Origin of the sequence: Vibrio sp. Isolate30, from assembly GCF_022397975.1 — a bacterium.
Lineage (GTDB): Bacteria > Pseudomonadota > Gammaproteobacteria > Enterobacterales > Vibrionaceae > Vibrio > Vibrio fortis.
Window position 1 is genome coordinate 133,457 of record NZ_JAKEUS010000008.1, and the last position, 22,571, is coordinate 156,027.

Annotated in this window: 24 protein-coding genes; 19 read left to right on the plus strand and 5 right to left on the minus strand. The window is 42.7% G+C overall.

Annotated elements, in window-relative coordinates; all coding sequences use genetic code 11:
* The first annotated feature begins 68 nt into the window (after nt 1-68).
* From rpmB to L1D60_RS17565, 6 genes are all read left to right on the plus strand, one after another.
* Nucleotides 69-305, plus strand: a complete 237-nt coding sequence (gene rpmB / locus L1D60_RS17540) for a 50S ribosomal protein L28 (protein WP_004728407.1) — start codon at nt 69-71, stop codon at nt 303-305.
* Nucleotides 306-318: 13 nt separating this feature from the next.
* Nucleotides 319-486 (plus strand): 50S ribosomal protein L33, encoded by a 168-nt coding sequence (gene rpmG, locus L1D60_RS17545; protein ID WP_002535344.1) that lies wholly within the window; start codon nt 319-321, stop codon nt 484-486.
* 178 nt (nt 487-664) lie between these two features.
* Entirely contained in the window at nt 665-1,162 is a 498-nt protein-coding gene (locus L1D60_RS17550; protein ID WP_239842241.1) for a hypothetical protein, read from the plus strand.
* Nucleotides 1,163-1,270: 108 nt separating this feature from the next.
* The gene (locus L1D60_RS17555) at nt 1,271-1,864 is read left to right on the plus strand and encodes a hypothetical protein (RefSeq protein ID WP_239842242.1); all 594 of its coding nucleotides are present in this window, start codon (nt 1,271-1,273) and stop codon (nt 1,862-1,864) included.
* 57 nt (nt 1,865-1,921) lie between these two features.
* Complete coding sequence (gene mutM, locus L1D60_RS17560) at nt 1,922-2,731, plus strand: bifunctional DNA-formamidopyrimidine glycosylase/DNA-(apurinic or apyrimidinic site) lyase (RefSeq protein WP_239842243.1); 810 nt, start codon at nt 1,922-1,924, stop codon at nt 2,729-2,731.
* Between the two features lie 101 nt (nt 2,732-2,832).
* On the plus strand, nt 2,833-4,824 hold the full coding sequence (locus L1D60_RS17565; RefSeq protein ID WP_239842244.1) for an LTA synthase family protein: 1,992 nt from the start codon (nt 2,833-2,835) through the stop codon (nt 4,822-4,824).
* A 31-nt stretch (nt 4,825-4,855) separates the two neighbouring features.
* Here the strand turns inward: L1D60_RS17565 and coaD are convergent, their stop codons facing one another.
* The 4 genes from coaD to L1D60_RS17585 are packed head-to-tail and all read right to left on the minus strand — an operon-like array spanning nt 4,856 to nt 8,249.
* A complete protein-coding gene (coaD, locus tag L1D60_RS17570; RefSeq protein ID WP_032551148.1) occupies nt 4,856-5,338 on the minus strand; it encodes a pantetheine-phosphate adenylyltransferase in 483 nt (160 codons plus the stop codon).
* 2 nt (nt 5,339-5,340) lie between these two features.
* The gene (locus tag L1D60_RS17575) at nt 5,341-6,372 is read right to left on the minus strand and encodes a glycosyltransferase family 4 protein (RefSeq protein WP_239842245.1); all 1,032 of its coding nucleotides are present in this window, start codon (nt 6,370-6,372) and stop codon (nt 5,341-5,343) included.
* 25 nt (nt 6,373-6,397) lie between these two features.
* On the minus strand, nt 6,398-7,201 hold the full coding sequence (locus L1D60_RS17580) for a glycosyltransferase family 2 protein (protein WP_239842246.1): 804 nt from the start codon (nt 7,199-7,201) through the stop codon (nt 6,398-6,400).
* 4 nt (nt 7,202-7,205) lie between these two features.
* Nucleotides 7,206-8,249: a glycosyltransferase family 9 protein gene (locus tag L1D60_RS17585; protein ID WP_239842247.1), complete on the minus strand. Its 1,044-nt coding sequence runs from the start codon at nt 8,247-8,249 to the stop codon at nt 7,206-7,208.
* Nucleotides 8,250-8,351: 102 nt separating this feature from the next.
* Between L1D60_RS17585 and L1D60_RS17590 the strand changes: the two genes are divergently transcribed.
* The 6 genes from L1D60_RS17590 (at nt 8,352) to rfbA (ending at nt 14,100) form a co-directional block, all read left to right on the plus strand.
* Nucleotides 8,352-8,738, plus strand: a complete 387-nt coding sequence (locus L1D60_RS17590) for a diacylglycerol kinase (RefSeq protein ID WP_239842248.1) — start codon at nt 8,352-8,354, stop codon at nt 8,736-8,738.
* A gap of 8 nt (nt 8,739-8,746) precedes the next feature.
* Nucleotides 8,747-9,463: a 3-deoxy-D-manno-octulosonic acid kinase gene (locus tag L1D60_RS17595; protein WP_239842249.1), complete on the plus strand. Its 717-nt coding sequence runs from the start codon at nt 8,747-8,749 to the stop codon at nt 9,461-9,463.
* A 29-nt stretch (nt 9,464-9,492) separates the two neighbouring features.
* Nucleotides 9,493-11,328, plus strand: coding sequence for a DUF3413 domain-containing protein (locus L1D60_RS17600; protein ID WP_239842250.1), 1,836 nt, complete (start codon nt 9,493-9,495; stop codon nt 11,326-11,328).
* 129 nt (nt 11,329-11,457) lie between these two features.
* Entirely contained in the window at nt 11,458-12,165 is a 708-nt protein-coding gene (locus L1D60_RS17605; protein WP_239842251.1) for a glycosyltransferase family 25 protein, read from the plus strand.
* Between the two features lies 1 nt (nt 12,166).
* Nucleotides 12,167-13,231 (plus strand): dTDP-glucose 4,6-dehydratase, encoded by a 1,065-nt coding sequence (rfbB, locus tag L1D60_RS17610; RefSeq protein WP_239842252.1) that lies wholly within the window; start codon nt 12,167-12,169, stop codon nt 13,229-13,231.
* On the plus strand, nt 13,231-14,100 hold the full coding sequence (gene rfbA / locus L1D60_RS17615; RefSeq protein ID WP_239842253.1) for a glucose-1-phosphate thymidylyltransferase RfbA: 870 nt from the start codon (nt 13,231-13,233) through the stop codon (nt 14,098-14,100). Before rfbB ends, rfbA begins: the two co-directional genes overlap by 1 nt.
* 1 nt (nt 14,101) lies before the next feature.
* On the opposite strand, the gene rffC is transcribed toward rfbA, so the two are convergent.
* Entirely contained in the window at nt 14,102-14,806 is a 705-nt protein-coding gene (gene rffC, locus L1D60_RS17620; protein WP_239842254.1) for a dTDP-4-amino-4,6-dideoxy-D-galactose acyltransferase, read from the minus strand.
* A 111-nt stretch (nt 14,807-14,917) separates the two neighbouring features.
* Here rffC and rffA point away from each other — a divergent pair, with 111 nt between their 5' ends.
* The 7 genes from rffA to L1D60_RS17655 are packed head-to-tail and all read left to right on the plus strand — an operon-like array spanning nt 14,918 to nt 22,550.
* Nucleotides 14,918-16,060: a dTDP-4-amino-4,6-dideoxygalactose transaminase gene (rffA, locus tag L1D60_RS17625; protein WP_239842255.1), complete on the plus strand. Its 1,143-nt coding sequence runs from the start codon at nt 14,918-14,920 to the stop codon at nt 16,058-16,060.
* 2 nt (nt 16,061-16,062) lie between these two features.
* Nucleotides 16,063-17,196: a hypothetical protein gene (locus L1D60_RS17630; protein WP_239842256.1), complete on the plus strand. Its 1,134-nt coding sequence runs from the start codon at nt 16,063-16,065 to the stop codon at nt 17,194-17,196.
* A gap of 60 nt (nt 17,197-17,256) precedes the next feature.
* Nucleotides 17,257-18,447, plus strand: a complete 1,191-nt coding sequence (locus tag L1D60_RS17635; protein WP_239842257.1) for a UDP-N-acetylglucosamine 4,6-dehydratase — start codon at nt 17,257-17,259, stop codon at nt 18,445-18,447.
* A gap of 8 nt (nt 18,448-18,455) precedes the next feature.
* A complete protein-coding gene (locus L1D60_RS17640) occupies nt 18,456-19,613 on the plus strand; it encodes a LegC family aminotransferase (RefSeq protein ID WP_239842258.1) in 1,158 nt (385 codons plus the stop codon).
* Nucleotides 19,613-20,779, plus strand: coding sequence for a UDP-N-acetylglucosamine 2-epimerase (gene neuC / locus L1D60_RS17645; protein ID WP_239842259.1), 1,167 nt, complete (start codon nt 19,613-19,615; stop codon nt 20,777-20,779). Before L1D60_RS17640 ends, neuC begins: the two co-directional genes overlap by 1 nt.
* Nucleotides 20,780-20,830: 51 nt before the next feature.
* Nucleotides 20,831-21,904, plus strand: coding sequence for an N-acetylneuraminate synthase (neuB, locus tag L1D60_RS17650; RefSeq protein ID WP_239842260.1), 1,074 nt, complete (start codon nt 20,831-20,833; stop codon nt 21,902-21,904).
* Nucleotides 21,897-22,550, plus strand: coding sequence for an acetyltransferase (locus tag L1D60_RS17655; protein ID WP_239842261.1), 654 nt, complete (start codon nt 21,897-21,899; stop codon nt 22,548-22,550). The genes neuB and L1D60_RS17655 overlap by 8 nt, the downstream gene beginning before the upstream one ends.
* Nucleotides 22,551-22,571: the final 21 nt, after the last annotated feature.

Below are 22,571 nucleotides of genomic sequence, written 5' to 3' on the forward strand. Positions count from 1 at the left end.
TTTTTTACAGATAGAGAGGTTCGGCCACCAAGGTTGATATCGAGCTGAAACGATTGGAGAAGACATTCATGTCCCGAGTATGCCAAGTAACTGGTAAGCGTCCAGTAACGGGTAACAACCGTTCACACGCACGCAATGCTACTAAGCGCCGTTTTCTGCCGAACCTACAAACTCATCGTTTCTGGGTAGAGAGCGAAAAACGTTTTGTTAAACTACGTCTAACTGCTAAAGGTATGCGTATCATTGATAAGAAAGGCATCGATGCTGTTCTTGTTGATATCCGTGCACGCGGCGAAAACGTTTAAGAGGAATTAAGCAATGGCTAAAGGCATTCGTGAGAAAATTCGTCTAGTATCTTCTGCAGGTACTGGTCACTTCTACACAACTGACAAGAACAAGCGTAACATGCCAGGCAAATTTGAGATCAAAAAGTTTGATCCAGTAGTTCGCCAACACGTTATGTACAAAGAAGCGAAAATCAAGTAATTGATGCTTTTTTGGCTCTTCTTAAGTAGAAGAAAGAATTGAAAAACCCAGCTTATTGCTGGGTTTTTTTATACCTAAAATTTGCTTCAAGCGCACCCTTGTACCCATCACATAGAATCTCTCGACATTTTCACGCTATACTGAGCTTTCTTCGTTCAGATTAGTTGTGAGTAAAGTCATGAGATACCGTGGTCGCCGATGGAATAACATTTTGATGTTGAGTGTGATCGCCTTTATTGGGGTACTCAATCTGCCGACGATCATCAAAACCTACTTGCTAGAGCCAGAAGCTGAAGTCACGTCTGAAAGTGGTTTTCCATACCTACTCAACCCGTCCGATCAAATTACTGCAATGCACTTCTCTCAATGGTCTATCGTATTGGAAGATGGTGAATGGCTGTATCAATCGCAAGGTCAGCCTCTAGAACTTACCGAACCAAGCGCTCAAACCCTCTCACAACGCTGGCAACAACTTGTCGGCACCGAAGTGGACAATGAGACATATCAATCGCTAAGCGCTTCTCTGACGTCGCCACAAACCATTGAGGTGTGGTACCAAAACCAAGAAGAACCACAGCGCATCACGTACTACCAACTACCGGATTTTTGGCTCCTAAAGAACTGGCAAGGTAAGTGGCTAGCGGTGTCGGTTGAAGCTGAGTATTTGGTGCCATAGAAAAACGTAGTTTATTACTGCTTTCTTTTTGTTTTGTCGTTAATCCAATTTGCTTCCTACACTTGAAGGACAACTCAATTTTCAGAGTTTGTTTTTGGGGATAGCAGTATGAAAAGACGATACGTTGTTTTATTAAGCTTATTACCACTCTATGTGTATTCGCACACTTTTGAAGTTAGTACCAATCTTTTAGATGGTACCTATGTTGGCGAGCCGGGTTTCTATCACACTGAAAATAGTGTTGAGGGAGGCTTAGGTATTCGCTTTATCTATGAGCTTGAAACTTGGGATATCTTTGCTAAGTACGCGATGGGGAATTCAGATTTTCGTGATTCAAAAACCTACGTGGGCGGGGTTCGATACCGAGTAAATGATCAACATTGGATCTCGGCCGAATACAAAGGGTTATATGCGAAAGAGCAATACGAAGTCGACGATAGAATTTTAGATCCGACTCATCAGAATGCTATTACCAATGGTGAATGGGGGACATTTGCTATTGCTCGCTATCAATACAACTTAGCTAGCGAGGATTATCCATTTTACTTTGGGTTTGAACTCGCAACGGATACGACCACCACAGCGTTAGTCGAAGATGATGCATCGGTTTTGGCTGGTTACAACAATGACAAGTATTTTGCGGAAGCAAAAGTTGGGGAAGAATTAATGTGGCTCTCTTTAGGGTTAACTTTTGAGTTGTAATCTATCGGCGTACGCGAGAACATCGTGTTAAACCTTTGTAATTAAAAAGAGCGTGATATGCCAGAGTTACCTGAAGTTGAAGTAAGCCGCATGGGCATAAGTCCGCATTTGGTTGGCCAAACGATTAAATCAATTACTTTTCGAACGCCCAAGTTGAGATGGGATATCCCCCATGAACTTAAGCAATTAGAGGGTGAAGTGATTGAACAGATAACTCGTCGTGCGAAGTATTTGGTTATTCAAACGAAGGCAGGCAACGCGATTGTCCACTTAGGTATGTCGGGCTCATTGAGGGTGCTTGATGCTGAATTGGCTCCTGGTAAACATGACCATGTCGATCTCAAATTAGCCAACGGAAAAATCCTGCGATATAACGATCCTCGTCGATTTGGCGCTTGGTTATGGTCCAAGCCTGATGAAGTACATCCGGTGTTACTAGGTTCAGGCCCGGAGCCTTTAACCGAAGAGTTTAATGCCGCTTACCTTGCTGAAAAGGCGAAAGGACGCAGAGTTGCGATTAAACAGTTTGTGATGGACAACAAAGTCGTGGTTGGTGTCGGTAATATCTATGCCAATGAAGCTCTATTCTCTTCGAAAATCCACCCTCTTCGCCCTGCTAATAAAGTGACATCCGCAGAGTGGGAGCTAGTCACCAAAGAGATTAAGCAAGTACTGACAACTGCCATTGAACAGGGCGGAACAACACTGAAAGATTTTGCTCAGGCGGATGGCAAGCCTGGCTACTTTGCGCAAGAGCTACAAGTCTATGGAAAAGCGGGAGAACCTTGCCCAAGCTGTGGTGAAATATTGCAGGAGCAGAAAATAGGCCAGAGGAACACGTTTTTCTGTGACTCTTGCCAAAGCTAAGAGCTCTAGAAAACCCATTTTCTGAATATAAACCGAGCATGGTATCGAGCTGTGATATTATGCTGCGTTTGATTAGCCCACCCCATCCAGAAGCGTGAAACATGGATTTTGACCAAAACTATCGTAAGTTAACTCGCACACTTATCGTGCTCTTTATTGCGGGTATTGCACTCCTGTCTCTATCTCGTGCATTGTTCTATTTTCAGGTTGTGAACCCTTCAGAATTAATTGGTATCGAAACCGATGTTTGGCGTGCTTTCTGGGTAGGGATTCGTTTTGACGCCAAAGTGGTCGCAATTGGATTTGCCCCTTTGCTACTGGTGGGACTGATTCTTTCTAGCTTCTCTTCTATTTATAAAAAGTTTACTCGAGTTGTACCTAGTTATAGCGCCTTGATATTTTTCTTATTGTCGGGAATGTCGATTGCCAATTATTACTATTACGTCACTTACGGGACATATATTGATGTCTTTGTTTTTGGGTTAATAGATGATGATACTGAAGCGGTACTAGAAAATGCTTGGGCAGATTATCCAATCTTACGCTCTTTTTTGACGGCTATCTTCATTGGACTATTAGGCTATGTTGGTTCAAGTAAGCTCATTGCCTATTTCGAGAATAAAAGCTGGAGTACTCGTCGTTGGTGGCAAGTTACTGTGTCTATTGTCGCTATGATTGCTCTGACAGTGGTTATTGCTCGAGGTTCTGTCGGTACACTGCCTTTAAAGCGTTATCATGCTAACGTATCTCAATATGCCCCGCTTAATAACATTACGCCCAACGCATTTATGGCGCTTGATTGGGCTAAGAGTGACTACAAAAAACAATCCAAATTTGAGCCTATTTCTAAGCAAGCTTTAGAGCAGCAAATGATCAAGGTATTGGGGCAGAGTAATCCTTATTACCAGACTCCTTACAATGCGTATCTTGAGTCCAATAAGCCTAACGTTGTCATGGCTTTAATGGAAGGAATGGGCACCAACGTTATGATAGAAGATGATGAAAAAGAGAATGATCTTCTTGGTTCACTACGAAAAGGTTTTAATGAAGACTTTGTCTTCAAAAGGTTTTTAGCTGGCACCTCAGCAACTATCGATAGTATTGTCATGATGCTGTTTCATAGTAATATTCCAACGATTAGCCACTCTAACGCACAGAGAGCGATTTTACCTAGTTCAGCGGTTTTGCCATATAAAAAAGCGGGCTACGAGGTAGCGTTTATTTATGGTGGAAATGGCATGTGGCGAAATTTGGCTAATTATTTGCCGAGGCAAGGCTTTGACGCTGTTTATGATGAAAATAGCATTATCAAAGCCTTTCCTGATGCTCAAAAAGAGTCGGATACTTGGGGAGTGCCTGACGAGTTTACTTTCAAATTTGCTCACAAGTTATTGGAAGAAAGTGATAAACCGATGATGATATATATCATGACTGTCACAAATCATTCTCCGTTTAGAGCTCCAGCGAGTTACGATGCCAAGCCGGTTAAAGTAAGTGAGCGTCTAAACGATTTGTTGGGACCTATGGCTGAGCAAGCTGAAGAACTACTTAAAGTCTATCAGTATGCCAATCATTCTTTAGGTGAGTTTGTCGAAGGCATCAAGCGTGGAAATCTTCCTCGGGAAACTATTGTTGCAGCATCTGGTGACCATCGAATGCGCAATTTAAGTATGAAGCGTCTCGATGAATATAGCATTTCCGTTGCTGTTCCTTTTTACTTGTATGTTCCAGGTGAGATTCAACAAAATGTTGAGATATTTTATGATGCACAACGTTTGGGGTCACATAAAGACATTTTCCCTACGCTATATAATTTGAGTTTATCAAATAGTAATTATGTCTCTCTCGGGGGAAACAATATGTTGTCACCTACTCCAATCGAAGAGTTTGGTTACAATACAGCTAGGTGGATTGATCGCAAAGGAGCATTCCCACCTCAAGGTAACTCCATTCGTTACTTGTGGTCTGATGATGGGCTACACTCTCGGCCTGAACCAAAAATGTATCAGGGGGAGTCTAAAGGAGAAGAGTACCACAAGTTACAAGACTACTATTTACGCTATCAAGTGATGGCTGAACCTGAATCTAAATAGCGAAACGGCCCTCAGAATTGAGGGCCATTTTTTAAATATGCTTTTTATTATGAAGCGCTTCGGCGATCACTTTCGGTACAAACTGAGTCACGTCCCCACCATGAATGGCGACCTCTCTGACGATAGTTGAAGAGATAAAGGCGTACTCCTCTGCAGGCGTTAGGAATACGCTCTCTAGGCCAGGCATGAGTCTACGATACATGTTGGTTAGTCCAAACTCATACTCAAAGTCGACCGTTGTACGCAGGCCTCTGATTAAGACGTTGGCTTCGACTTCTTTCGCGAAATCAACCATGAGCCCACTGAACCCTTGTGCTGTGACGTTATCAAGGTGCTTAGTGACTTCGATACAAAACTCTACACGTTCTTCTAATGTGAACATGGTGTTTTTACTCGGGCTGGCAGCAACAGCGATGATAACCTCATCGAACATTTCAGCTGCTCGTTCTATTAGATCAAGGTGTCCATTGGTGAGTGGATCAAAAGTACCAGGGTAAAGAACTTTCTTGTTCATAATTATTTCTCAAACTGTTGGTAGAGTGATTGATAAGCTTGAGCCGTGGTTTCGATCTCAAATTTATTTAAATGCTGAGCCGCACCGTCGATGAGTCTATCTCGTAGCTCTTTCGAGTTGTAGAGAGATTGAATGTGTGCGCTTAATTCCTTGGCATCTGCGATTTCAAACAGTAACCCAGATTTATTGTGCGTAATAACGTCAGGGATCCCTCCTGCCTTTGAACCCACGACTGGCAATCCTGCTGCCATTGCTTCCAAAATAACAGAGCCCATCCCTTCGGTATGAGATGTGTGGATTAGTAAGTCTGCAGCTTCAAACCAGTTACCTATTTCTGCTTGATTCCCCATGAAATGAACATTCGGTGTATCCGCGGCAAGGTCTTTAAGTGCATCGAACTCTGGGCCATCGCCAAGTAAAGCGAACTCTATATCTTTGTTGATATTATTCAGCATGATTGCAGCTTCAATCGCAATATCGAAGCCTTTATGCTTATACATTTTGGCCGCTTTTATAACGAGAAACTTGCCTTCAAATTGCTCACGTATTTTTTTGACCTTAATCGGATCTGATGTGTATCGGGCTGGAGAGTCCGGTATGAAGACTGCGTGAGCTTTGGGATGTCTTTGCTTGACCACCTCTACCACTTTGTTGCTGACGCCTGTAATGGCAGAGGCTGAATTATAGGCTTTCAGAGATAGCGCTTTATTTTTCAAAGGGTTATCAATACGGCGAGTAATAATGTACGGAGTATTGAAAAGCAATTTTTGGATGTAAGCCCAGTAGATAGCTCTGCCTTCATGCACATGCATCACTGCACAGTCTTTGGTGATTTTTGAGCTGTGGCCTAGTAGGAAATGCTTCGCAGCAAACACGCGACAATTGAGCTTCTCAACTTCATTAAAAAAAGGGCTTTTAGGGTTTGCAATCACTGTCAGGGTGTAGCCGAGCTTAATTTGCTCTTTAATCAACACTAATGTCTGTCGTTCTCCCCCACTAAACCCAGTGGCAAGATTAACGTGGCAAATATTCATTGTAGGTTCTCGTTTATTTGGCATCTTATTTTTGGGCATCACGCATGTCATGCTTCTTTGTCGATGTTCTGATCCATAGATCTGAATATTTCACGATAGTGTAATGTGTTGAGAGCATCGATAGTAATAGGCCTTGTTTCCCATCCAGGAAGCCCGCTTTAAGAATGTACATTTTAATAAAACAAGCCAAAGAGTGAGTAAGAATACTCGAAAAACTGCCTTTTTTACCTTGTTTTGCTCTGTCTGCACTCCAAGCTAGGGCATAAGAATTGGATTTTTTGAGGTAATGCTCAAGGTCGTTGTAAGTGAAATGAATCGCGTCACCTGTAAGATCTTTAACTACCATCGATTTATCAACTAACACTTTTTCATGAACTTGTGCAGTATCGTACTGAGTTAGTTTCGTAGGGTATAAGCGCACAACTCGATCAGGGTACCAACCACAATGACGTATATAGCGACCAAACACCCAGCTTAGGCGACAAATGCTGTAGAGAGTGTTCGGCTCATTCTTTTCAACGGCTTGTTGAATGCTTATCTTTAGCTCATCGGTAACACGCTCATCTGCATCTAGCCAAAGTACAAAATCTGACTCAACATACTCTTGAGCAATGCGTCGTTGTGGGCCGAAACCAGGCCAATCCTTATTGACATGAAATTTTTCTGTGTACTTACGAGCAACTTGCTCAGTTTCATCCGTGCTACCAGAGTCGAGCACGACAATTTCATCAACCCAATCGGCAACTGTATTTAAACAAGCCTCAAGATTTTTTGCTTCATTTTTAACGATCAAAGCAACGGCTAATGTTGGTTTTGCTGAGCTTGGCATGATCTTATTTACCTTGTGTAATTTGTTCGAAAGATTGCACCACAGACGCTACGGAAATATCAGCCATAACATGGTCGCCTTTGACCCGAGTACTCCACGATAACTCTGATATAGGTTTTTTATGTTGCAGTTCAGCGTGTTTTTCATAAACACTGATAACAGAAGATAGGTCGTTATAAGGACCTGTTCTCAGAGGGTTACTGTGACCGTACAAGCCAATAACCGGTGTTCCCTGAGTTGTGGCTATGTGAGCTGGACCTGAGTCAGGCGCTACAACAACCGTGGCTTCTTTGAGGACAGCTGTGAGCTGTTTTAGGGAGGTTTTTCCAACTAAATTTAAAACCGGGTGAGCCATCTTTTCTGTGATCACTTCCGCTAGAGTCAATTCTCGTTTAGCTGGTGAGCCGCAGATTGCCACCTGATAACCTTGGGATGCTGCATAATCGGCAAATTCGGCGTAGCGCTCGGGCAACCAGTTACGCTCATCTTTACTTGCTGCCGGGCTAATCACAACCGTGGGCTTTTGGCTTAATGTTTCTTTGGCAAACAAAGTATCCTCGGCACCAATAGGTAAGTTCCATTCGGGGATAGAGCGAGGTACACCCAAATATTCGACGAAAGAGTAGAAACTGTCGAGTACGTGCTGCGATTGAACATCCTCAATTTTTTTATTGGTAAAAAGCCACTGAGCCTCTTTAGCGCGCTTGAAGTTAAAGCCGACTTTATAATTGGCCTTGATGCCTAAAGTGAGCAAGCTTGCTCTTAAAGCTAACTGCATATGAACTAAAGCATCGAACTTGCGGTCAGATAACTTTTTCCATATGTCTTTCATGCCAGCAAAGCCAGCTTTCTTATCAAAGACGATAAGCTCTACACCTTCTAGCCCTTCCAGTAATTGGGCTTCAACCTTGCCAATGATCCAAGTGACCTTGGTTGTAGGCCATTGTTTTTGCAGGGCTTGTACTGCTGCGACCGCGTGACAAACGTCACCGATGGCAGACAAACGCAAAAAACAAACAGATTCAGGTGCTTGAGTAAAAAGGGGCATAAAAATCGCTCGCAAATTTAATTGCCTAAGATTATGCAGAGAGTGCCGATAAATGTAAAATGGTGCTCGTTTTACACCAATCAAATAGCAGATGACTCACACATGACAATAGAAAACCAAGGAAAACCAGGAAATACCGGTCTGAAACGGATCATCAAAGCAACAGGGTACTCAATTCAGGGCTTGAAAGCCGCATTCAAATATGAAGCTGCTATTCGGCAAGAGTTGGTTTTACTGTGCGCCGCGATCATTGTGTTAATTTGGTTAGATGTCAGTCCTATAGAAACAGTTCTTATGTTGGGCGTTGTGGTTCTGGTGTTAATTGTCGAATTGGTGAATTCTGCTATTGAGGCGGTTGTTGATCGAGTTGGTGTTGAGCGACATGAACTCAGTGGCAGAGCCAAAGATATAGGCTCCGCAGCAGTGCTTGTTGCTCTATTATTTGCGGCTTTTACTTGGGCTTTTATTCTGATCAGTCACTATTGGTAAGCTAAATCATGATCAAAAAAATCCACGCAAGCAACTCTGTCATATGGTTTGACGATCAGCTGTTGGATCATCCCCCTGAGTCAGTGTTTGATATCGAATACTGGCAAGGCAAAGACAGTGTAATAGGCAGTGCAACAGGCCGAGGCATAACGTGGTTTGTCGATACCGGGAAATTACCAGCAGCACTTCGACACTATCGCCGTGGTGGTCTATTTGGCAAGTTGGTGCAAGATAGTTATTGGTTTAGCGGTTGGGACAAGACACGCAGCTTTATGGAAATGCAGCTGCTTAATGATTTGATCGAAGCTGGTGTGAATGTTCCGAAACCTATCGCCGCGAGAGCGATCAAAGCTGGATTCTCATATCGAGCGGATTTATTGAGTGAGAAGATTCTTGGTGCCACAGACCTTGTCGATATCCTGACAAAAACTTCAGTATCGGCAGACCTGTATCGTGAGATTGGGCACCAAATCGCGAAGATGCACAGCGTGGGTGTTAATCATACCGATTTAAATATTCACAATATTCTCATCGATAAGCGAGATCGAATTTGGATTATCGATTTCGATAAGTGTGGTTATGGCAAAGGAAGCTCTTGGAAGCAATCTAACATCGATCGCCTAAAGCGCTCTTTCTTTAAAGAGCTGAATAAACGTCAAATACATTGGCAAGAAGAGGAATTTAAAACGCTTCTTGCTGGATACAATGATTATTTTTCGAAATAGTCATCTATAAAATAGTTAGGATAGTAAATATGTCTTTGAAACAGAGACTACATGCACACGGGTGGTTTATTCTGGTGAATGCTCTCGTTGCCATGTTGATTGCATGTCGTTATTTCTCATTTTTGCCTGAGTTCCCTTCAGAACCATTAGCTGTTGTTTTTATTATTGTCTCTGTTTTTGGGCAGATGACACTGATTGCGGCGTTAATCGGTCTAGTGGCGCTACCTAGCTTATTCCTACCCAAAAACCCAAGAAACTTATTACAAGCAATCATCGCATCAATTGGTGTAGCAACATTGTTCATCGATACAATTGTTTTTGCACAGTACCGTTTCCATATCAATGCTGTTGTTCTTGAGCTGGTACTCTCCGGGCAAATTGTTAGCTTCCCACTGATTACGTGGGTGATGGTGATAGGTGGTATTGCCTTATTGCTTGGATTACAGTGGGCTTTAATCCGCTGGTTGGAAAACGATGCACCAGTCCGTTCGTACAAACTAGGTCGTAAGTTTGCTTTTATTACCTTCCTAACGCTATTGGCAACTCATGGTATCCATATCTGGGCCGCAGCGCATGCGTATCAGCCTGTGACTATGGTGAAACGTTACTTGCCTCTGTTCTACCCAGCTACGTCAAACAGCATGATGAAGAAATACGGCTGGATTAATGAGGAAGCCATCGCACGTCAAAAAGCGTTAACGTTAAATCGCAAAAGTGATCTTAACTATCCAGTTTCTCCATTAACTAAAGAGGTTGTGGAGAAACCGGTCAACATTATGTTTTTGGTTATAGATTCTTGGCGTGCAGACACATTTAATGCAGAGAATACGCCTCATTTATGGAAGTATGCACAGTCCGGTAAGATTTTTCATAATCATATTGCAACTGGTAATGCGACAAGAACTGGTATTTTTGGTCTATTTTATGGGATCCCTGGTACATATTGGCATGGCTTTTTAGCGAACCAACAGAGCCCATTGATGGTGGACCGACTACAAGAGCTTGGGTACGATTTGGGGATTTTTACAGCGACACAGTTGAAGAAGCCTGAGTTCAACCAGACAGTTTTCAGTAAAGTCAAAGATTTGCGTAATGGCTCCTCAGCGGGTCGTCCGTCAGCTTTAGATGCAGAATTAACGAAAGACTGGTTAGATTGGTATGAGAAGCGTGATCCGTCGAAACCGGCATTTTCATTCTTGTTCTATGATGCACCGCATGGTTATGACTTCCCTAAAGACTTCGAACCTCGGTATGAGCCAATGCTACAAGTTGTTAACTACTTGAAGTTGAATAATGAGACCGATCCTCAACCATTCATGAATCGATACAAAACCAGTGTTAAATATGTCGATAGTATGGCTGTTCAGGTTTTAGATAGACTGAAAGAAAAAGGTGATTTAGAGAATACGCTTGTCATTATTACAGGTGATCATGGCCAAGAAATTAACGATAACAAACTTAACTATTGGGGGCACAATAGTAATTTCACCAACGCTCAAGTGAAAGTACCGTTCGCAATTCTCGGCCCTGGGGTAAGCTCGAATGGTGGAAATTGGAGTAGAGATACGTTAACTAGCCATCAAGACGTGGCTCCTACTGTAATGAAGCATTATTTAGGGGTGAGTAGTGATATTCATGACTATGCGGCTGGTGAAGATTTACTAGGTGAAGAAATCAAGCGCGAATGGATATTATCATCGAATTACAGTGGTTATGCGTTGATCACCAATGATACTATTCTTGAAGTTAGTGGTGGTGGGCAATACAAATTTATGGACAAGACTAACCGTGAACTGAAAGGCTCTCAACCAAACTTTGCTCATATTAATGAAGCATTAGAACAAATCAGTCGCTTCAACCAATAGCAGGTGATGGGATTAAGTGGCACCAGAAGCAGGTGCCGCTGCACTCGTGCTAATACTCAAGGCTAAGCTAGCTCTAGAATATCACTGCTTTCGTATGACCAATTAATGGCTAAAAAATAAGATCATCACATGAAAATATTTGTAATTAGTTTAAAAGATGCGGTTGAACGCCGACAGCATATTCAATCTCAGTTTGAAGGGATTGGAGTCCCATTTGAGTTCCTAGATGCGGTCGATGGCCGTAAAGAGGATCACCCATTGTTTGATAAGTACAGCTTGTCAAAGCGAATGAAAACCAAAGGTTGTGAAATGACACGAGGTGAACTAGGTTGTTTTGCAAGCCATTATTTGCTCTGGGAAAAGTGCATACAAATTGAAGAACCAATTATTGTTATTGAAGATGATGCTCAACTGGAAAAGTGCTTCCTGGAGTCATTTAAAGATATTAAGCAATTAGTACAGCATGACTATGTGCGATTGTTTGTCGATGGTCGAGGTAGGAAAACTAAGAAACTTGGTACCTATAAAAGGCATGAAATCGTCCAATATTTAAAAGGCCCAGGTGCAACAAGAGCATATTTGATTACACCGAAAGCTTCTCGAAAGTTTATTGACTCAGCCCAAGAGTGGTACTTACCTGTCGATGACTACATGGATTTGTTTTGGATTAATAAAGTACCTTGTAAAGGAATTAAACCAGGCATGGTTAAAAATGAAACAGACTTTGATTCATCAATTGGTGAGTTAAATCGAAGAGATAAGAAAAACAAACTTTCGAGAGAAATTTATTCATTCAAAATGTCTATCCTACGACAACTTTACCTATTAAGGCACTGATATGAAGATCTTGATCACTGGCGGTGCAGGTTTTATTGGCTCTGCTGTAATTAGACATATCATAGAGAACACATCCGACTCTGTTGTGAACGTTGATAAATTGACCTACGCTGGCAACCTTGAGTCACTGAGCTCTGTAGCTGATGATGATCGCTATGCATTCGAACAAGTGGATATTTGCAATCGAGCTGAACTTGAGCGTGTATTCGCGGTTTACAAACCAGATGCAGTAATGCATTTAGCCGCAGAGTCTCATGTCGATCGCTCTATTGATGGTCCAGCGGCATTTATTGAAACAAATATTGTTGGTACTTATACGATACTCGAGGTGACGAGAGCTTATTGGTCTCAGCTACCTGATACCGAGAAGCAAGCATTTCGATTCCACCATATTTCAACAGATGAAGTGTATGGTGATTTGGAAGGGACCGATGACCTGTTCACTGAAACAACGTCTTATGAGCCTTCTAGCCCCTACTCAGCCTCTAAAGCTTCAAGCGACCATCTTGTGCGCGCATGGCTGAGAACTTACGGTTTGCCAACAATCGTAACTAACTGTTCGAACAACTATGGCCCGTATCATTTTCCTGAGAAGTTAATACCACTCATGATCCTCAATGCAATCGATGGCAAGCCGCTACCTGTGTATGGCGATGGCATGCAGATTCGTGACTGGTTGTATGTAGAAGATCACGCTCGAGCTCTTTATAAGGTGGTCACCGAAGGTGAAATTGGTGAAACTTACAATATTGGTGGTCATAACGAGAAAGCTAATATTGAAGTAGTGAAAACGATTTGTTCATTGTTGGAAGAGTTGGTACCGAGAAAACCGGAAGGCATTCAACAATATCAAGATTTGATTACTTATGTAACTGATCGCCCAGGACATGATGTTCGTTACGCAATTGACGCATCTAAGATTGAGCGTGAGTTGGGCTGGACGCCAGAAGAGAGTTTTGAGACGGGTATTCGCAAAACTGTTGAGTGGTACTTGAATAACAAGCAATGGTGGAGCCGAGTACTAGACGGTTCATATAGTCTGGAGCGACTAGGGCAGGGCAATTAATGAAAGGCATTATTTTGGCGGGCGGTTCAGGAACGCGTTTGTATCCGTTAACGCGGGGGGTGTCTAAACAGCTGTTACCAGTTTACGATAAACCTATGATTTATTATCCATTATCGGTTCTTATGCTCGCTGGGATTCGAGAGATTCTGATAATTACAACACCAGAAGATCAAGATGGTTTTAAACGTTTGTTGGGTGATGGTTCTGATTTTGGTATTTCTTTAGAATTCGCTGTTCAACCTTCTCCCGATGGATTGGCACAAGCCTTCATCATCGGAGAAGATTTTATAGGTAATGAATCGGTTTGTTTGGTTCTTGGTGACAACATTTTTTATGGCCAAGGCTTTACTCCTATTTTACAGAAAGCCGCAAGTCGCAATGTTGGAGCGACAGTATTTGGATATCAGGTAAAAGATCCTGAACGTTTTGGTGTGGTAGAGTTCGATGAATCGATGCAAGCAATATCTATAGAAGAAAAACCCCAAGAGCCCAAATCGAATTATGCGGTGACTGGTTTGTATTTCTACGACAACAATGTTGTTGAACTCGCAAAACAAGTTCAACCTTCTGAGCGTGGTGAGTTAGAGATATCAACATTGAATCAGATGTACTTGGAGCAAGGGAATTTAAACGTTCAGCTACTCGGTCGTGGCTTTGCGTGGCTAGATACTGGAACTCACGCAAGCCTGCATGAAGCATCCTCTTTTGTACAAACTATTGAAAATGTTCAAGGGCTAAAGGTCGCGTGTTTAGAAGAAATAGCTTGGAGAAATGGGTGGTTAAGTGATGCTGACCTAACTAAGCTAGCTACACCTATGTTAAAGAATGACTATGGTGTATATCTAAATAATCTTGTTGTAAGTGATTAAACTATAGATTGCTTTTGTAGAACCAGAGGTTGGTTTCTGTCAATCGGAAGCCAAACCTTGTGTACAAGTTTAAAGCATGAATATTACTTATTTGGGTAGCGACACTTAAGGTTGTGCAGTTTCGTTGCCCTAGATAATGCTCAGCAATAGAGAGTAACTTTTTCCCTATTCCTCTTCCCTGATGTTCACTACTAACGCCGATCAAGCCAATTTGTGCGTAGTTTGAGTGCTCTTTTAGAGTCACGAAGCCGCATATTTCGTTGGCTTCGATAATAACCAAGCAACAATCATCATAGGTGCCATATACCGCTTTGGTTAACCACTCTTTGTAAAACCGATCTCTATCTTGAGCTGTAAACCAAGGTTTCTTGAAACGACTGATTTGATACATGTCGTCAAGCATAGTTAACAGCTTTGGTAATTGCGCCCGTGTAGCTGTTTGGTAGCTTGCATTAGTACCACTTACGCTGACCTCTTTGGTTAGCTGGGCATCACCTTCACAATAAATAAAGCCATGCTCTTGAAGAGTCTTGACTTTGGTATGCTCTAAAGCTCCAACACGAGTTGTTATGAGATCAAATGTTTCTGATGGAGACTGCGGAGAGGTTTCAATATCCCATTGAACATCGCCGATTTTTTTATGAAAAAATTGAGAGTCCCATTCACGTATTGAAAAATTAAGAGTGCTAGTTGTATTCGTTTTCATTGTGACTAGGTTTATTACCTACGAAGATAGATACTGTTATAATAACAAACTATTTGCCATTTTTTATACAGTTTGTGTTGGGCTATTCTGACATCAATGATGAGTACAACTATGATTCCTTTCAATAAGCCTCCGGTAACGGGCAAAGAGATTCAATTTATACAACAAGCAATTTCTGGTAGTAAACTATCCGGTGATGGTTATTTTGCGAAAAAATGTGAGCAATGGTTTGTTGAAAAAACTGGTTGTGTGAAATCTCTTCTAACACCTTCATGCACTCATGCCCTGGAGCTTGCTGCATTGCTTATCGATATTCAGCCTGGTGATGAGATTATCATGCCGAGTTATACATTCGTAAGCACGGCAAATGCGTTTGCTTTGCGTGGTGCAAAAATTGTATTTGTCGATATTCGTCCGGATACAATGAACATTGATGAAAACCTTATTGAACAAGCGATTACACCGAAAACCAAAGCAATTGTACCTGTTCATTACGCTGGGGTTGCATGCGAAATGGATACAATAATGGCTATTGCGGATAAGTTCTCACTTTACGTAATAGAAGATGCCGCACAAGGTGTAATGTCTAGTTACAAAGGAAGGGCACTAGGCTCGATTGGTCATTTAGCGGCGTATAGCTTCCATGAAACCAAAAACTACACCAGTGGTGGGGAAGGAGGCTTGCTGCTAATTAACGACGAAAAACTGGTAAATAGAGCAGAGATTATCCGTGAGAAGGGTACCAATAGAAGCCAATTTTTCCGAGGCATGGTTGATAAGTACACTTGGGTTGATATTGGCAGCAGTTTGCTTCCAAGTGAGATCCAAGCAGCATATTTATGGCCTCAATTAAACGAAGCTAAAGGCATTAACGAACGACGATTAGAGTTATGGAATCGTTATTTATTGAACTTTAAATCACTGGAAGAGCAGGGCTTGATTGAGCTTCCCTCCATCCCAACTGAGTGCGAACATAATGCACATATGTTTTACATTAAGCTAAGTGGGCTATCTGCAAGAGATGCTTTGATTAGTTCACTTCGTGAGAGAAATATATCTTCTGCATTTCACTATGTTCCATTGCATACAGCACCTGCAGGTCTTCAATGGAGTCGATTTGACGGCCATGACCAGTTTACAACTCAGGAAAGTGAGAGGCTGCTGCGCTTACCTTTGTTCTACTCTTTGACCGATGAGGAACAAGCGCTTGTCTGTCAAGAAGTCATCAATGCCCTATTGGAGTTAAAGAATTAATCATGTTTAGAGACCAGAACGTATTTTTCATTACTAAAAGCGATCGCTTTTTTTATCTTTATGCCGACGCTCTGATCCATAAAGCAAGCAGCTCTCCCGAGACAATTAAAGTTGTTGTCTTTGACAGCGTCGAAGGCATCAAAGCCGGAAGTATCGATAAGGTTCCGGGTGTTGAGTATCTTAACTATGACGAGAGTATGCTAAGTCAGCTCGAAGACGCTCGAACTATTACCTTTATGTCGTTGAACCAAGTCAATTCAACGATGGTAAGAAAAGTCATTGATTACTCAGAAAACGTACTAAGAAAAACCTATATTTTTCTGACAGATGATGAAATCGACCGTTGGCATCGTAGTATTGATAAGCATGGTCAAATTGTGCCATCGAAGAAATTAGCGATTGCACAAGATGATATCTACGTATCACAACGTATCATCAATTTTATTGGCCATGAAAAGACCTTTTATGAGCGCGTTACCAGTGCACTACAGAGAACAGATATCGAGTTTGTCAATGCAGGTGTGATTTTTGATACCCTGCCGACAACGATAACGCAGTCTTTGGAGAAGACAATTGTAGCGGGTAATCAATGGTTTACTAAAGAGAGGCGAGTGCTTGTTGGGACAAAGCAAAAGAGTATAAGCTTTTCTGAGATAAAAGCCTTGTTGAGTGAATTTTGTAATCAAAAAGAAGCTGAAAACTATAAGTTCACGATTTTTTGGCATAAAAAAAACAGGAAGCAACGAATTTTGTTGGATCTTTTTATTTCTTATCTACGTCACGTTAAACGACAAACTCTCGATATTTCATATGTCACTGCTATTTCTCCTGTAGCCTATACTTCTCTGATAATGTCATGCTCTCATCTAATCTTGCAACGAAGAGGTGGTGCTAGTACTGCTCGACAATTTATAAAGTGGGGGCAAGGGACACTGTGTACCGCTGCGGGTTCACCGAATGATTTTGGTTTTAAAGAAGCTCTCGGGCTTGATGTCATTAGTTATTCATCAACAAAAGAACTAGTGAGTTCAATCGTCGCAAACCGAAATGACGTAGAACAAAATGCGCTGAATATGACGCAAGAAGAAGCGCGATCGATTACTGAGTTACAACGAATTTATGCCAAGAGCATCTAATCTTTTACCTAAAGGTCGGTTAGTTTAAAATCAACTCATAACTTATAAAAGCCACATAATATGAACGCAATTCTACCTCTTATCGGTCGCACCGATGCATTGTTTACTCAGGACATTGGTCAGCATGAAGCTGAGCTATCTCGCATTGTTTCTGATTCCCGTTTTCTTGTACTTGGTGGTGCAGGCTCTATTGGTCAAGCGGTGACTAAAGAGATTTTTAAACGTAACCCTAAAAAGCTACATGTTGTAGATATCAGTGAGAACAACATGGTGGAAGTCGTACGTGACATTCGTAGCTCATTTGGGTACATCGATGGTGATTTCCAGACGTTTGCTCTCGATATCGGTTCGATTGAGTATGATGCGTTCATTAAGGCGGATGGCCAATATGACTACGTATTGAATTTATCTGCACTTAAGCATGTTCGTAGTGAAAAAGACCCTTACACTCTAATGCGAATGATCGATGTGAATGTTTTTAATACTGATAAAACCATTCAACAATCTATCGATGGTGGCGTGAAGAAGTACTTCTGTGTATCGACAGATAAAGCCGCAAACCCTGTCAACATGATGGGAGCATCAAAGCGTATTATGGAAATGTTCCTGATGCGTAAGAGCGAAGAGATTGCGATTTCTACAGCGCGATTCGCAAACGTTGCATTTTCTGATGGCTCATTACTGCATGGTTTTAATCAGCGCCTATTGAAAAACCAACCAATTGTGGCGCCGAATGACATCAAACGTTATTTCGTTACACCCCAAGAGTCTGGTGAACTGTGCCTAATGTCTTGTATCTTTGGTGAAAACCGCGACATTTTCTTCCCTAAGTTAAGCGAAGCGCTGCACCTCATTTCTTTTGCTGATATCGCGGTGAAATACCTTAAGCAACGTGGTTTCGAACCTCACCTTTGTGACAGTGAAGACGAAGCACGTGAATTGGCTAAGACCTTGCCTGCTCAAGGTAAGTGGCCGTGCTTGTTTACTTCGAGTGATACTACGGGTGAAAAAGACTTTGAAGAGTTCTTTACCGACAAAGAAACACTCGATATGGCGCGTTTTGCTAACTTGGGCATCATCAAGAATGACCCTCTTTATCAACAAGAACTGCTTTCACTTTTTGAAGATACAATCGGCCAGATGAAATCTGATCGTGCTTGGACAAAAGAGCAAATTGTAGAGCTGTTCTTTACCATGATCCCTGACTTTGGGCACAAAGAAACAGGCAAATACCTAGACAGTAAAATGTAGGAGCAACTATGAAACCTACATCGTTAGTAGAATTTGTACGCGACACATATCAGACCAACGAGTTCATTCCTCTTCATGCGCCAACCTTTGATGGTAATGAGAAGGCTTATGTAACAGAAACGATTGAAAGTACTTTTGTTTCCAGCGTTGGCAAATTTGTCGATGAGTTCGAACAGAAAATTGAAGCATACACTGGCAGTGCCAAAGCCGTGGCTGCCGTAAATGGCACGGCGGCCTTGCATGCGGCGCTTTACATGGCTGGTGTGGAGCGTGGTGACTTAGTAGTTACGCAGGCTTTGACGTTTGTGGCAACCTGCAATGCGCTCTATCACATGGGGGCTGAGCCTATTTTCGTGGATGTATCGCCAGTAAGCTTGGGTTTGTGCCCAAAGGCGATGGACCAATATCTAGCGCAGCATGCTGAAGTAACAGAAAAAGGTTGTATTCATAAACAAACGGGTAAGCGCATTCGTGCTGTAGTACCAATGCACACCTTTGGTCACCCCGTCGAGCTTGATGAGTTGATTGCGGTATGTTTGAAGTGGCAGTTAGTCTTGGTAGAGGATGCTGCGGAAAGCTTAGGTTCTTTCTACAAAGGCCAACACACTGGCACCTTTGGTGATTATGCTGCGATCAGCTTTAACGGTAACAAAGTGATTACGACTGGTGGCGGAGGTATGATCCTTTGTAAAACCCAAGAGCAGGGCGCACGTACTAAGCACGTTACCACAACAGCTAAGGTTCCACACCCTTTCGAGTTTTATCACGATGAGCCTGGCTTTAACTATCGCATGCCGAATTTAAATGCGGCGTTGGGCTGCGCGCAAATGGAAGTATTGGAATCTTATTTAGTTCAAAAGCGCCAATTGGCTGAACAATACCAACACTTTTTCGCGGGTTCAGACTTTACTTTTGTGACAGAGCCAGAGTACGCGACATCGAACTATTGGTTAAATGCGATTATCTGCCCAGATGCCGCATCGCGAGATCGCATGTTAGAGCAGACCAATTCTGCTGGTGTTATGACGCGTCCGATTTGGCAATTGATGCATCGTCTTCCTATGTTCGAGAATGCACTGCGTGGTGACTTGACTCAGTCTGAGTTTATTGAAGCTCACTTGATCAACATCCCAAGTACTCCTATTGATTTATCCAAGGGCGCTTAATGGAAAATAAGACGCAGAAAGTCGCTGTTTTTACAGGAACAAGAGCAGAGTACGGTCTGCTTTTTTGGCTTTTGAGAGATATTCAAAGTGATCCTGACTTAGAACTGCAGTTGTTAGTTTCAGGGATGCACCTTTCACCTGAATTTGGTGAAACGTATCAGCAAATCGAAAAAGATGGATTTAAGATTGATGAGAAAATAGAGATCCTTCTTTCGTCGGACTCAGCAGTAGGAACTGCGAAAAGCATGGGGCTTGGTGTGCTCGGATTTTCAGATGCACTAGCGCGCATGCAACCTGATGTATTGGTTATTTTGGGCGACCGCTTTGAAGCTTTAGCAGCTGCTCAAACGGCGATGATTATGCGTATTCCTATTGTTCATTTGCATGGTGGTGAGATCACAGAAGGTGCCTATGATGATGCGATTCGCCATGCGATTACCAAGCTAAGCTATTTGCATGGTACATCGACGGACGAATATCGCCAGCGGGTCATTCAATTGGGTGAAGCGCCGGAACGCGTTCAGAACGTCGGTGCAATCGGCCTTGATCACCTTAAACGAGCAGACTTCATGTCGGTCGATGAGTTAGCTCAGTCTCTTGAGTTCCCTCTAACCAAACCGTTTTTCTTGGTGACTTACCATCCAGTGACACTAGGAGATGAAGCACCAGAAGCATCCTTTCAAGCTTTGCTCGATGCCTTAGAGGCTTTTCCTGAACATCAAGTTATTCTGACTTACCCTAATGCAGATGATGGTGGGCGTCGTATCATTCCGATGCTGGAAGCTTACGCAGCAAGCCAGCCAGAACGCGTATTGGCAATCCCTTCGTTAGGGCAAGTGCGTTACCTGAGCGCAGTGAAGCATGCAACGGCGGTGGTTGGTAACTCTTCGAGCGGTATTATTGAAGTGCCAGCGTTTGACGTTCCGACTGTCGATATCGGTGCTCGTCAGAAAGGGCGTTTGGCCGCTAAGAGCGTTTTGCATTGTGAAGCAAACCACGCTGATATTGAGCGGGCGATGCTCTCAGCGGTGGCTCGTGACTATAAAGAGCCAACTGAAGCGATAGATAACCCTTACGGGCAGGGAAACACCAGCGGTAAGGTCATTGAAATGATCAAAACATTGGATTTTAATCCATGTAAGACATTCCACGATTTGCCGAACTAACAAAGCTGAAAATTTAGCTTTTAGTCACTTAGAAATTAAAGAGAGAGCGGTATGACTCTGATTATTGCCGAAGCAGGCGTGAACCATAATGGTGATGAAAAACTGGCATTTGAGCTGGTTGACGCAGCGCATCAAGCGGGGGCTGATATTGTAAAATTTCAGACGTTTAAAGCGAAAAACCTCGTCACTGAAGAAGCTAAGCAAGCAGACTATCAGGTCACAAATACACAAAAGCAAGAGTCGCAGTTAGCGATGCTAAGTCGCTTGGAGCTCTCCTATGATGCCCACCATGAATTGGTAAAACACTGTGAGAAACTCGGCATAGAATTTTTATCAACGGCTTTTGATTCTGAGAGTTTGGATTTCTTAGTCAACGACCTTGGTTTAACCCGTTTGAAGCTACCTTCTGGTGAACTAACCAACGCGCCTCTTGTGCTGGAACATGCTCGCACAGGGTGCGATTTGATCGTTTCTACCGGTATGGCGACGTTGTCTGAGATCGAAACGGCGCTGGGGGTTATTGCATTCGGTTATACTTCGGATGACAGTGCGACACCTTCAGTGCAAGCCTTCCAAGAGGCTTATGCTTCTGATGAAGGTCAGCAGGCACTAAAAAGTAAAGTGACTATCTTACATTGCACTACAGAGTATCCAGCGCCGATGGAAGAGATTAATCTGAAAGCGATGGACACGTTAGGGCGTGCTTTTGATTTACCTGCTGGATACTCAGATCACAGTCAAGGCATCACTATTCCTATTGCTGCCGTTGCTCGTGGTGCCGTGTTGATTGAAAAACATTTTACGTTGGACAACAAGATGGAAGGGCCAGATCACAAAGCTTCCCTTGAGCCTCAAGATCTAACGGCAATGGTGAGTGCTATTCGTCAAGTCGAGAAAGCACTAGGTAGTCGTGTAAAAACACCAACGGTCTCAGAGGTGAAAAATAAAGCGGTGGCGAGAAAAAGTCTGGTCGCAGCTCGTAATATTAAGGAAGGTGAAGCATTTTCACCTGACAACATGACTATCAAAAGGCCGGGCGACGGTATGTCACCTTATCGCTATTGGGACATGCTTGATCGCACTGCTTCAAAGGCATATCGAGCTGGAGAGCTGATTCTTGAGTAACGCCGTCTCTAAGTTGCCAATTGTATTAATTGGTGGGGGCGGTCATGCTAGTGTACTTGCCGATATATTACTTCGCCAAAGGCGTGAGATAGTCGCGGTGATTTGTCCTGATGACATTTCTCAGCGTCGAGTTTTCTCTGGAATCAAGCAGTTTCATAAAGACAGTGACATAGAGCAGTTTTCTCCTCAGAGTGTGAGTTTAGTGCTAGGTATTGGCGCTATGCCAAAATCTAATTTGCGGGAAAAAATCGCAAAATACTTCGTTGAATTTGGGTATCACTTTGAAAGTGTGATTGCTGAAACCGCATTTGTCTCTGAGTATGCGACGTTAGAAAATGGTGCTCAAATTATGGAAGGGGCTGTTATACAGCCTGGTGCATCCATAGGGCTGCACAGCATCGTCAATACTAGCGCACTTGTTGAGCACGATTGCCAGATTGGTGCTCACAACCACATAGCTCCTAAAGCAACCTTGTGTGGTCAAGTCAAAACTGAATATGGCTGTTACGTAGGGGCGAATGCAACGGTGATACAAGGTGTTACATTAGGCACACTTTCTATTGTCGGAGCGGGTGCTATTTTAACGAAACCGCTACCACCACAAAGCATATGTTATCCTTTTAGAAGCATAATCGAATCATATTAGCTTGCTGTAAGTTACCAAACA

Bases quoted from the DNA above. Each gene is read 5' to 3' on its own strand.
- rpmB (WP_004728407.1), top strand. From the start codon at position 69: ATGTCCCGAGTATGCCAAGTAACTGGTAAGCGTCCAGTAACGGGTAAC.
- rpmG (WP_002535344.1), top strand. From the start codon at position 319: ATGGCTAAAGGCATTCGTGAGAAAATTCGTCTAGTATCTTCTGCAGGT.
- L1D60_RS17550 (WP_239842241.1), top strand. From the start codon at position 665: ATGAGATACCGTGGTCGCCGATGGAATAACATTTTGATGTTGAGTGTG.
- L1D60_RS17555 (WP_239842242.1), top strand. From the start codon at position 1,271: ATGAAAAGACGATACGTTGTTTTATTAAGCTTATTACCACTCTATGTG.
- mutM (WP_239842243.1), top strand. From the start codon at position 1,922: ATGCCAGAGTTACCTGAAGTTGAAGTAAGCCGCATGGGCATAAGTCCG.
- L1D60_RS17565 (WP_239842244.1), top strand. From the start codon at position 2,833: ATGGATTTTGACCAAAACTATCGTAAGTTAACTCGCACACTTATCGTG.
- coaD (WP_032551148.1), bottom strand. From the start codon at position 5,338: ATGAACAAGAAAGTTCTTTACCCTGGTACTTTTGATCCACTCACCAAT.
- L1D60_RS17575 (WP_239842245.1), bottom strand. From the start codon at position 6,372: ATGAATATTTGCCACGTTAATCTTGCCACTGGGTTTAGTGGGGGAGAA.
- L1D60_RS17580 (WP_239842246.1), bottom strand. From the start codon at position 7,201: ATGCCAAGCTCAGCAAAACCAACATTAGCCGTTGCTTTGATCGTTAAA.
- L1D60_RS17585 (WP_239842247.1), bottom strand. From the start codon at position 8,249: ATGCCCCTTTTTACTCAAGCACCTGAATCTGTTTGTTTTTTGCGTTTG.
- L1D60_RS17590 (WP_239842248.1), top strand. From the start codon at position 8,352: ATGACAATAGAAAACCAAGGAAAACCAGGAAATACCGGTCTGAAACGG.
- L1D60_RS17595 (WP_239842249.1), top strand. From the start codon at position 8,747: ATGATCAAAAAAATCCACGCAAGCAACTCTGTCATATGGTTTGACGAT.
- L1D60_RS17600 (WP_239842250.1), top strand. From the start codon at position 9,493: ATGTCTTTGAAACAGAGACTACATGCACACGGGTGGTTTATTCTGGTG.
- L1D60_RS17605 (WP_239842251.1), top strand. From the start codon at position 11,458: ATGAAAATATTTGTAATTAGTTTAAAAGATGCGGTTGAACGCCGACAG.
- rfbB (WP_239842252.1), top strand. From the start codon at position 12,167: ATGAAGATCTTGATCACTGGCGGTGCAGGTTTTATTGGCTCTGCTGTA.
- rfbA (WP_239842253.1), top strand. From the start codon at position 13,231: ATGAAAGGCATTATTTTGGCGGGCGGTTCAGGAACGCGTTTGTATCCG.
- rffC (WP_239842254.1), bottom strand. From the start codon at position 14,806: ATGAAAACGAATACAACTAGCACTCTTAATTTTTCAATACGTGAATGG.
- rffA (WP_239842255.1), top strand. From the start codon at position 14,918: ATGATTCCTTTCAATAAGCCTCCGGTAACGGGCAAAGAGATTCAATTT.
- L1D60_RS17630 (WP_239842256.1), top strand. From the start codon at position 16,063: ATGTTTAGAGACCAGAACGTATTTTTCATTACTAAAAGCGATCGCTTT.
- L1D60_RS17635 (WP_239842257.1), top strand. From the start codon at position 17,257: ATGAACGCAATTCTACCTCTTATCGGTCGCACCGATGCATTGTTTACT.
- L1D60_RS17640 (WP_239842258.1), top strand. From the start codon at position 18,456: ATGAAACCTACATCGTTAGTAGAATTTGTACGCGACACATATCAGACC.
- neuC (WP_239842259.1), top strand. From the start codon at position 19,613: ATGGAAAATAAGACGCAGAAAGTCGCTGTTTTTACAGGAACAAGAGCA.
- neuB (WP_239842260.1), top strand. From the start codon at position 20,831: ATGACTCTGATTATTGCCGAAGCAGGCGTGAACCATAATGGTGATGAA.